Raw genomic sequence first — 9,613 nt, 5'->3', positions numbered from 1 at the left:
ACCGCCAGCGCCGAGGAGGTCGCGACCGCCTGATGGATCGGCCGGCCATAGAACGTCATCAGCAGGTTCGAAAACAATCCGCCGCCTATGCCCATCAGCGTGGAGAGCAGCCCGACGAAAAAGCCGTACGCCTTCATGATCGGCCCCCGCGGAAAGACGTCGCCTAATTTCCAGCTCTCGCGCGCCAGCAAGAGGCGCGCCGCCGCCGACCATGCCACCATCACGAACACGATCTTGAACAGCCGCTCCGGCGCGTAGCGCGCGGTCACGCTGCCGGCGATCACGCCTGCCACCACCGGCAGCCACCAGGCCCGGACAATCGCCATATCCACCGCGCCGCGGGCGAAATGGGCGCGAAAGGAGCTGATCGAGGTCGGAATGATGATGGCGAGCGAGGTGCCGATGCATAGCGGCATCCGCACCTCCAGCGGCACGCCTGCCAGCCGGAAGCATTCGTAGAACACCGGGACCAGGATCGCGCCGCCCCCGATGCCGAATACGCCCGCGAGGAAGCCGGACAGCGCCCCGACCGCCACCAGCAGCAGCGCCAGTTGGATCAGCTCGGAGACATTGAGCCCGGCGGTCGCCATCCCGGTTTTTCCCTTATCCCGCGTCGAAACTGCGCGCGTTCATGAATCGTGCTTCAGGTATACCAGCCAGCAGGGGCCAGCGACCTTGTCAATGTGCTCAAATGCAAGGCTCATCTGAAGCTATGAACGTTCATTCGCAAGCAGCCGATTTCGTCGTTGCGCTGGGGGATTCGACTTCGTAAATAGGCACCGTCTCCCGCGATCCCTCCAGGGGTCCCTGCGTGGGCCCGCAACCGTCAAAGCCGCCAATGACCGCCAGGATCGAACGACCGCTTTCGCCGCATCTGCAGACCTATCGCTTCACTCTGACGATGGCGATGTCCATCATCCATCGCATCACCGGTGTTGCGCTGTATTTCGGCACGCTGTTGCTGGCGTGGTGGCTGATCGCCGCGGCGTCCGGGCCGGCCGCCTATTCCAATGTGCAGGCCTTTACCTCGAGCTTCATCGGCCGGCTGATCGTGTTCGGCTACACCTGGGCGCTGATGCATCATCTGCTCAGCGGCGTCAGGCATTTCGTCTGGGACCTCGGCTACGGCTTCAAGGCAAACGAGCGTGAGACGCTGACCTGGGGCGCGCTGATCGGCGGCATTTCGCTCACCGTGCTGTTGTGGATCGCCGCCTACGCGATCGGAGGCGGACGATGAGCACACCGGATTCCCAAGGCGCAAAATCGATGCGCACGCCGCTCGGCCGCGTCCGCAATCTCGGTTCTTCGCATTCCGGCACCTCCGACTTCTGGCGCCAGCGCCTCACCGCGGTGGCGATGGTGTTGTTGATCCTGCCCGTGATCGTGGTTGTCATGATGCTGCTCGGCCGCAATCAGGCCGGCGCCGCGCAGATCCTGGGTTCGCCGCTGGTCGCGATCATCCTCTTGTTGTTCATCGTCGCCAGCATCTGGCACATGAAGATCGGCATGCAGGTGGTGATCGAGGACTACGTGCATGGCGAGATGGTGAAACTCGCCGCCATCATGGCCAACAATTTCTTCTCGGTTGCGGTGGCGCTGGCCTCGATCTACGCCATTCTCAAATTGTCATCTGGAGTGTAGCCCATGGCCGGAGGCGGAAATGGCACGGGGAACGGCGCAAACGGCACCGGAACATTCGCCGGCAACGGACAAGCCTATCCGATCGAGGACCACACCTACGACGTGGTCGTGGTCGGCGCCGGCGGCGCGGGCCTGCGCGCGGTGGTCGGCTGCGGCGAGGCGGGCTTGCGCACCGCCTGCATCACCAAGGTATTTCCGACGCGCTCGCATACGGTAGCGGCGCAAGGCGGCATCTCGGCCGCGCTCGGCAATATGCACGAGGACAACTGGCGCTGGCATATGTACGACACCGTCAAGGGGTCGGACTGGCTCGGCGACCAGGATTCGATCGAATACATGGTGCGCCAGGCGCCGGCGGCGGTCTACGAACTCGAGCACTGGGGCGTGCCGTTCTCGCGCACCGAGGACGGCAGGATCTATCAGCGGCCGTTCGGCGGCATGACGCTCGACTACGGCAAGGGCCAGGCACAGCGCACCTGCGCCGCCGCCGACCGTACCGGCCACGCCATGCTGCACACCATGTACGGCCAGGCGCTGCGTCATTCCGCGGAATTCTTTATCGAATTCTTCGCGATCGACCTCATCATGGACGACCAGGGCACCTGCCGCGGCGTGATCGCGCTCAAGCTCGACGACGGCACGCTGCATCGCTTCCGCGCGCAAACCACCATCCTCGCCACCGGCGGCTATGGCCGCATCTATCATTCCTGCACCGGCGCCCACACCCAGACCGGCGACGGCAGCGCGATGGCGCTGCGCGCGGGCCTGCCCCTGCAGGACATGGAATTCGTGCAGTTCCACCCCACCGGCATTTACGGCGCCGGCTGTCTCGTCACCGAAGGCGCCCGCGGCGAGGGCGGCTATCTCGTCAATTCGGAAGGCGAGCGGTTCATGGAGCGCTATGCGCCTTCCGCCAAGGACCTTGCGTCGCGCGACGTCGTCTCGCGCGCGATGACCATCGAAATCCGCGAGGGCCGCGGCGTCGGCAAGAACAAGGACCACATCTTCCTGCACCTCGATCATCTCGATCCCAAGGTGCTGCACGAGCGGTTGCCGGGCATTTCCGAGTCGGCGAAGATCTTCGCCAATGTCGATGTGACGCGCGAGCCGATCCCGATCGTGCCGACCGCGCATTACAACATGGGCGGTATTCCGACCAACTTCCACGGCGAAGCGCTGACCAAGAAGAACGGCGACGACAATTTCGTGGTGCCTGGCCTGATGGCGGTGGGCGAGGCGGCCTGCGTTTCCGTGCATGGCGCCAACCGTCTCGGCTCCAATTCGCTGATCGATCTCGTGGTGTTCGGCCGCGCCGCTGCGCTGCGCTGCGCGGAGAAGCTGACCCCGAACGGCAAGCAGCCGGACCTGCCCGCGGGTTCCGCCGACAAGGCCCTCGGTCGGCTCGATCGCTATCGCAATGCCTCCGGCGGCACGCCGACGGCGAAGCTGCGCGACAGCATGCAGCATGTGATGCAGAACAATTGCGCGGTGTTCCGCACCGGCGAGGTGCTGAACGAAGGGCACAATCTGATCCACAAGGTTCACAGCGGCATCAGCGACGTCGCGGTGACCGACCGCTCGCTGATCTGGAATTCCGATCTGATCGAGACGCTCGAGTTCGACAACCTGATCGTGCAGGCCGTGACGACGATGGACTCGGCGGTGAACCGCACCGAGAGCCGCGGCGCGCATGCGCGCGAGGATTTCCCGGACCGCGACGACAAGAACTGGATGAAGCACACGCTGGCCTGGATCGACGAAGGCGGCAACACGTCGGTCGATTATCGTCCAGTGCACGACTACACGATGACCAATGACGTGCAGTACATCCCGCCGAAGGCGCGGGTGTACTGAGCGCTATTTGTCATGCGCGGGCTTGACCCGCGCATGACAGAGAGAACCGTAGAGGCAAGACACATGGTTGAATTCGCGCTGCCCAAGAATTCAAGGATCACCGGCGGCAAGGCCTGGCCGAAGCCGGCGGGCGCGACGCAGACGCGCGAATTCAAGGTCTATCGCTGGAATCCGGACGACGGCAAGAATCCGAGCGTCGATACCTATCATGTCGACACCGGCGATTGCGGTCCGATGGTGCTCGACGCGCTGATCTGGATCAAGAACAACGTCGATCCGACGCTGACCTTCCGCCGCTCCTGCCGCGAGGGTGTCTGCGGCTCCTGCGCCATGAATATCGACGGCCAGAACACGCTGGCCTGCACCAAGTCGATGCACGACGTGAAAGAGGGCGCGGTGAAGGTCAATCCGCTGCCGCATCAGCCGGTCGTGAAGGATCTGATCCCGGATCTGACCAATTTCTACGCGCAGTATGCCTCGATCGAACCGTGGCTGAAGACCACCTCGCCGACGCCGCAGAAGGAATGGCGGCAGAGCCATGCGGACCGCGAAAAGCTCGACGGCCTCTATGAATGCATCCTCTGCGCCTGCTGCTCGACCTCGTGCCCGAGCTATTGGTGGAACAGCGACCGCTATCTCGGACCTGCCGCCCTGTTGCAGGCGAACCGCTGGGTCAAGGACAGCCGCGACGAAGCCACCGGCGAGCGGCTCGACAATCTCGAGGACCCGTTCCGGCTCTATCGCTGCCACACCATCCTCAACTGCGCCAAGGCCTGCCCCAAGGGCCTTAATCCCGCCGAGGCGATCGCCGAACTGAAGCTGAAGATGGTCGAGCGCCAGGTCTGACGCCCATCCCGAACCTGGGCTCGCCGGCGTCTTGTCGCTAAACGCGCCCAGCGGGCCATTCCGGTCATGGAACCAAAGGGAACCTTTTGATTTCCCTTCCGTTATCGACCATGTCCAAAGTTTCCTCGACGCAAGGTACCGCTGCCGGCAGCCCACCGATTGTGGAGGTGGTTGCCGAAGCCGGCGACCATATCGAGCCGCCTCCTCCTGAGTTGCTCGAATCCGATCCGGATCTGTCGGCGGAGGAAACCGAACAGGCGCGCAAGGATTACCTGCTGACGCGGTTCTGGATCAGCGCCAAGGGATTTTGGGGCAAGAGCGGCGACCGGCTGGCGTGGATGTTTTCCATCGGCCTCGTGACCCTCATCGTCACCAATGTCGGCTTTCAATACGGCATCAATGTCTGGAATCGCGCGATTTTTGACGCGATCGAGAAGCGCGATTCAATCGCGGTGTTTCATCTGACCGCGGTGTTTTTTCCGCTGGCGATCGGCAGCGTCCTGCTCGGCGTGGCTCAGGTCTTCACGCGCATGGGCATCCAGCGCCGCTGGCGCGCCTGGCTGACCAATTCCGTGGTGTCGCGCTGGTTGACCAATGGCCGCTACTACCAGCTCAACCTCGTCGGCGGGGACCACCAGAACCCGGAGTATCGTATCGCGGAGGATTTGCGGGTCGCGACCGATTCACCGGTGGATTTTGCCGCGGGCGTCACCTCGGCTTTCCTGTCCGCGACGACTTTCATCGCGGTGCTCTGGACCATCGGCGGCGCGCTCACGGTCACGGTCGCGGGATCGACCATCACCATTCCCGGATTCCTGGTGATCGCAGCCGTCCTCTACGCCGCGATCGCCTCGGGTTCGATCATGACGATCGGCCGCGGCTTCGTGCAGGTTTCCGAAGACAAGAACCAGGCCGAGGCCGATTACCGCTACACGCTGACCCGCGTACGCGAGAACGGCGAAAGCATCGCGCTGCTCGGTGGCGAGCAGGAAGAGCGCGACGGCATCGACAAGACCTTCGCAAAGGTGTTGCGCCAGTGGGCGCGGCTCGCAGGCCAGCACATGCGCACCACGCTGGTGTCGCAGGGATCCAGCCTGATCGCGCCGGTGGTCCCGCTACTCTTGTGCGCGCCAAAATTTCTCGACGACAGCATGTCGCTCGGACAGGTGATGCAGGCGGCGTCGGCCTTCACCATCGTGCAGAGCGCGTTTGGATGGCTGGTCGACAATTATCCGCGGCTCGCCGACTGGAACGCCTGCGCCAGGCGAATCGCCTCCCTGATGATGTCGCTCGACGGGCTGGAGCGCGCCGAGCTCGGCGACGGGATCGGCCGTATTCATCGCGGTGAGACCGAAGGCGACGCCATTCTCAGCCTGAACGATCTTACGGTGACGCTTGACGACGGCACCGCCGTGGTCGGCGAGGCCGAGGTCGTGATCGAAGCAGGCGAACGCCTCCTGGTGGCCGGCGAATCCGGCACCGGCAAGAGCACGCTGGTGCGTGCGATCGCGGGGCTGTGGCCATGGGGCGGCGGCAGCGTGAATTTCCATCCCGACCGGCGCCTGTTCATGCTGCCGCAAAAGCCCTACGTGCCGTCGGGCACGCTGCGCCGCGCGGTGGCCTATCCGGGCGCCGCCGAAGACTGGACCATTGAGGAGATCGGCCAAGCGCTCGACAAGGTCGGCCTCGGTCATCTCAAGGACAAGATCGAGGACGACGCGCCGTGGGACCAGACGCTGTCGGGCGGTGAAAAGCAGCGGCTCGCCTTCGCGCGGCTGTTCCTGCACAATCCCGACATTATCGTGCTCGATGAGGCGACCTCGGCACTGGATGCGAAGAGCCAGGACAAGATGATGGAGCTGATGACCAAGGAGCTGCCCAGGGCCACCGTGGTCAGCGTCGCCCACCGCGCCGAACTGGAGGCCTTCCATAGCCGCAAAATCGTGCTGGAACGGCGCAAGGGCGGCGCGAAACTCGTCAGCGACATCGATCTCGTTCCGCGCAAGGGCAAGCGCCGTCTGCTCGGCCGCTTCCTGCGCCACCGCAAGGCGGCGAAGACGGCGGCTTGATCCGGTCGTCACGTCGCGACCAGAGTCGCGGCAGGCAGAGTGCCGTTGGAACGGCGCGTAAAACCGGCTATGCCTGCGCCAGGTTTTCGACGAGGATCTCTTGACACCACCAGCCCCTTCCCGCCGCATCGCCGCGGCCAACGATCCGGCGGCGCCGCCGTTCGGCGCTTTCGCGCCGACGCGCGCGCAAGGCGCGATCATTTCGCTGGCGCAACGCTCGAAGCTGAAGCGCGGCGCGTTTCGCCCGATGCTGTCGCGGCTGGTCAATTTGCTGCGCGCCGGTCCGGTCGACGTGACCTATCAGGGCGCGTCGTTCCGGTTCTATCATCAGACCAGCGCCACCGAACGCGGCGCGCTGTTCAATCCCGATTATAATCTCGAAGAGCTGGATTTTCTGCGGGCGCATACGCCGGTCGGCGGCGTGTTCGTCGATGTCGGCGCCAATGTCGGGACCTACGCCATGGTGCTGGCGCGCCGCGTCGGCGTGAGCGGGACCGTGATCGCGGTCGAACCGCATCCGGTCACCCATGCCCGGCTTGCGTTCAACCGCACCGCCTCCGGTTTCACCCAGGTCCGGCTGGTCGCCGCCGCCGCCGGCCCCGCCGACGGCGAGCTGATGATCGAGACCGACGGCGACAATCTCGGCGCCAGCCACATCGTTTCGGACAAAACCGCGGGCCACGCCATCCGGGTGCCGTCTTTCCGGCTGGAGCGCATTCTCGGCGATGCCGGCGTGACCCACGTCGATGCGCTCAAGATCGATGTCGAGGGATTTGAAGACCGCGTCCTGACCGGCTTCTTCAGGGATGCGCCGCAACGCCTGTGGCCGAAGGCAGTGGTGATCGAACACCTGTCGCGCAACCAATGGCAGGACGACTGCATCGCCGACATGCTTGCGCGCGGTTATGCCGAGATGGGCCGGAACCGCAGCAACACGCTGTTGCTGCGCGGCTGAACGTTTGTCCCTATTTGGCGGTACAGCAGGAACTTCATTCCTCGGGCCAGCGGAGATTTTGATGATCGACCATCTCGGCTTTCCGGTTTCCGACTACGAGCGCGCCAAGACGTTCTATACGAAAGCGCTGGCGCCGCTCGACTACAGCATCGTCATGGAAGTGACGCAAGAGCAGACCGGGCACGATCCGGCCGCCGGCTTTGGCGCCGACGGCAAGCCGGATTTCTGGATCGGCGGCGAAGGTGCCTTGAACAAGCCGCTGCATGTCGCGATCGCGGCCAGGGATCGCGCCACGGTCGACGCCTTCTACAAGGCGGCCATCGCCGCCGGCGGGCGCGACAACGGCGCGCCCGGAATTCGCGCTCACTATCATCCTAATTATTACGGCGCCTTCGTGCTCGATCCCGACGGCCACAATATCGAGGCGGTGTGTCACACGCCGGAATGAACGGTTCCGATCCATCCGAGACGGGGAACATCGCCCGATCGGGGCCGTTATCGCTCCGGCAGAAACGGAGCGAAACATGGCCAACGACAACAATGACATCCAGCGCGTCTGGGACCTCATGAAGAAGATCGGCTTTGCGATGCTGGTCACCCGCGACGGCGACAAGTTGCGCGCCCGGCCGATGAGCGCTTATCTCGATCGCGACCAGAATGCGATTCTGTTCCTCACCGACGCGCGGCGCCACAAGGACGAGGAAATCGCCAGGGAGCCGCATGTCAATTTGTCGTTCGCGGATGCAGGCAGCCAGAAATACGTTTCCATCACCGGCACCGCGGCGATTTCCAACGACCGCGAAAGAATCAGGCAGCTGTTCTCCACGCCGGCAAAAGCATGGTGGGACTCGGCGGAGGATCCGAACATTCGCCTGCTGAAGATTTCGCCCGATGATGCCGAGTTCTGGGATTCGCCGGGCTCCGTCATCAGCTATGTGAAGATGGCGGCAGCCGCAGCCACCGGCACGCGGCCCGATCTCGGCGACAACCGCAAGGTGGCGATGTAGATGCCTATCGAACCCCCCGAAATCCCGCCGGCGACACCGGGCAATCCGTCCGAGCCGCCCCAGGAAAGTCCCCCGGGCAGTCCACTGCCGGAGGTGCCGCCGCCGATGCAGGAGCCCGGCGAGCCGCCGCAGCCGGAAGAATTGCCCGGCCGGATGCCGGAGGAGTTGCCGGTGCGAGGACCGGAAGGGCCACGCGCGCCATCGCCCGCAACCGACGCCGGAATCACTGATCTGCCGGGCTCCGGGCCCGATCTGAATCCGGGCCAGCCGGACACACCGGCAGGGACAATGTGATATGATGGTTTGAAACCATCGCCTGAATGCGCAATGAACAGGCGCGTATCCGGACTTTGCGCGTGCAGAAATAAATAGAAGGCCGCCTTCGAGGCCTGCCACAATCCGGCCTAACGTCTATTTGTTGATCGCCAGACATTATTTGCCAAACCTGCTGCCAGAAATATTCCGGGGATCCAGACCATCATGACCAACCTTCGTTTCGTTCTACTCGCCACGACCGCGCTTACCGCGATGCAATTGATGGCTTCGCCGTCGCATGCGCAAACCGCGCCGCAGGTCATGGCGCAGGCCAAGGAAGAACTCGGCCCCGACGGAAAGCCCAAGCCGAAGGAAGCACCGAAAGCCGCCCCGCCTGCGCGCCCGGCGCCACCCGCTGCAGCGCCGCCGCCGCCTCCACCTCCGCATGCGGCACCTCCGCCACCACCGCCGCCCCCTCATGTGGCGCCCCCACCGCCGCCTCCTCCCCCTCACGTGGCGCCTCCACCGCCGCCGCCGCCTCCCCGTGTGGCGCCTCCACCGCCGCCTCCTCCCCCTCACGTGGCGCCGCCACCACCGCCACCGCCACGTCCAGCGCCCCCGGCTCCTCCGGCGGCAGCGCCGCCGCCTGCGCCACCCAAACCGCCGGAAGGACAAAGCGCGCCCGCACCGCGGCTTGAGCGGCTTGAAAAGGGTGCTCCAGGGTCTTCGCCGGCTGTCCGAGAGCAGCAGCTTCAGCAGAAGCGCGAACCCGGTGGCCCAGCATCGCCGCAACCCGCGACTACGCCGACGCCGTCCGCTTCCCCGCTGGTCCGGGAACAGCTTCAGCAGAAGGGTGGGCCTGGTGGTCCGGCATCGCCGCAACCTGCGGCTTCGCCAACGCCGTCCGCTTCCCCGCTGGTCCGGGAACAGCTTCAGCAGAAGCGTGAGCCTGGTGGTCCGGCATCGCCGCAACCTGCGGCTTCGCC

At 64.7% G+C, this 9,613-nt stretch carries 11 protein-coding genes; 9 read left to right on the top strand and 2 right to left on the bottom strand.

Annotated elements, in window-relative coordinates; genetic code table 11:
• Positions 1–590, bottom strand: a 590-nt coding sequence (locus QZ213_RS18840) for a sulfite exporter TauE/SafE family protein (RefSeq protein WP_291687606.1), incomplete at its 3' end; no start/stop codon positions are given.
• Positions 591–838: 248 nt separating this feature from the next.
• Between QZ213_RS18840 and sdhC the strand changes: the two genes are divergently transcribed.
• From sdhC to QZ213_RS18795, 9 genes are all read left to right on the top strand, one after another.
• Entirely contained in the window at positions 839–1,237 is a 399-nt protein-coding gene (sdhC, locus tag QZ213_RS18835; protein ID WP_291687605.1) for a succinate dehydrogenase, cytochrome b556 subunit, read from the top strand.
• A complete protein-coding gene (gene sdhD / locus QZ213_RS18830; protein WP_291687604.1) occupies positions 1,234–1,641 on the top strand; it encodes a succinate dehydrogenase, hydrophobic membrane anchor protein in 408 nt (135 codons plus the stop codon). The genes sdhC and sdhD overlap by 4 nt, the downstream gene beginning before the upstream one ends.
• 3 nt (positions 1,642–1,644) lie before the next feature.
• On the top strand, positions 1,645–3,495 hold the full coding sequence (gene sdhA, locus QZ213_RS18825; RefSeq protein ID WP_291687603.1) for a succinate dehydrogenase flavoprotein subunit: 1,851 nt from the start codon (positions 1,645–1,647) through the stop codon (positions 3,493–3,495).
• 63 nt (positions 3,496–3,558) lie between these two features.
• Positions 3,559–4,341 (top strand): succinate dehydrogenase iron-sulfur subunit, encoded by a 783-nt coding sequence (locus QZ213_RS18820; protein ID WP_291687602.1) that lies wholly within the window; start codon positions 3,559–3,561, stop codon positions 4,339–4,341.
• Between the two features lie 110 nt (positions 4,342–4,451).
• Positions 4,452–6,410, top strand: a complete 1,959-nt coding sequence (locus QZ213_RS18815; RefSeq protein WP_291687601.1) for an ABC transporter ATP-binding protein/permease — start codon at positions 4,452–4,454, stop codon at positions 6,408–6,410.
• A 127-nt stretch (positions 6,411–6,537) separates the two neighbouring features.
• Positions 6,538–7,365, top strand: coding sequence for an FkbM family methyltransferase (locus QZ213_RS18810; protein ID WP_291687607.1), 828 nt, complete (start codon positions 6,538–6,540; stop codon positions 7,363–7,365).
• A gap of 61 nt (positions 7,366–7,426) precedes the next feature.
• Positions 7,427–7,813, top strand: coding sequence for a VOC family protein (locus QZ213_RS18805; protein ID WP_291687600.1), 387 nt, complete (start codon positions 7,427–7,429; stop codon positions 7,811–7,813).
• A 76-nt stretch (positions 7,814–7,889) separates the two neighbouring features.
• Entirely contained in the window at positions 7,890–8,372 is a 483-nt protein-coding gene (locus QZ213_RS18800; protein WP_291687599.1) for a pyridoxamine 5'-phosphate oxidase family protein, read from the top strand.
• A complete protein-coding gene (locus QZ213_RS18795) occupies positions 8,373–8,666 on the top strand; it encodes a hypothetical protein (RefSeq protein ID WP_291687598.1) in 294 nt (97 codons plus the stop codon).
• Between the two features lie 280 nt (positions 8,667–8,946).
• On the opposite strand, the gene QZ213_RS18790 is transcribed toward QZ213_RS18795, so the two are convergent.
• A complete protein-coding gene (locus tag QZ213_RS18790) occupies positions 8,947–9,411 on the bottom strand; it encodes a hypothetical protein (protein ID WP_291687608.1) in 465 nt (154 codons plus the stop codon).
• Positions 9,412–9,613 lie beyond the last annotated feature (202 nt).

Origin of the sequence: Bradyrhizobium sp., from assembly GCF_017881085.1 — a bacterium.
In the GTDB taxonomy this organism is placed as follows: domain Bacteria; phylum Pseudomonadota; class Alphaproteobacteria; order Rhizobiales; family Xanthobacteraceae; genus Bradyrhizobium.
The sequence above is the reverse complement of the archived record's forward strand: the minus strand, read 5'-3'. Positions and strand labels throughout refer to the sequence as shown.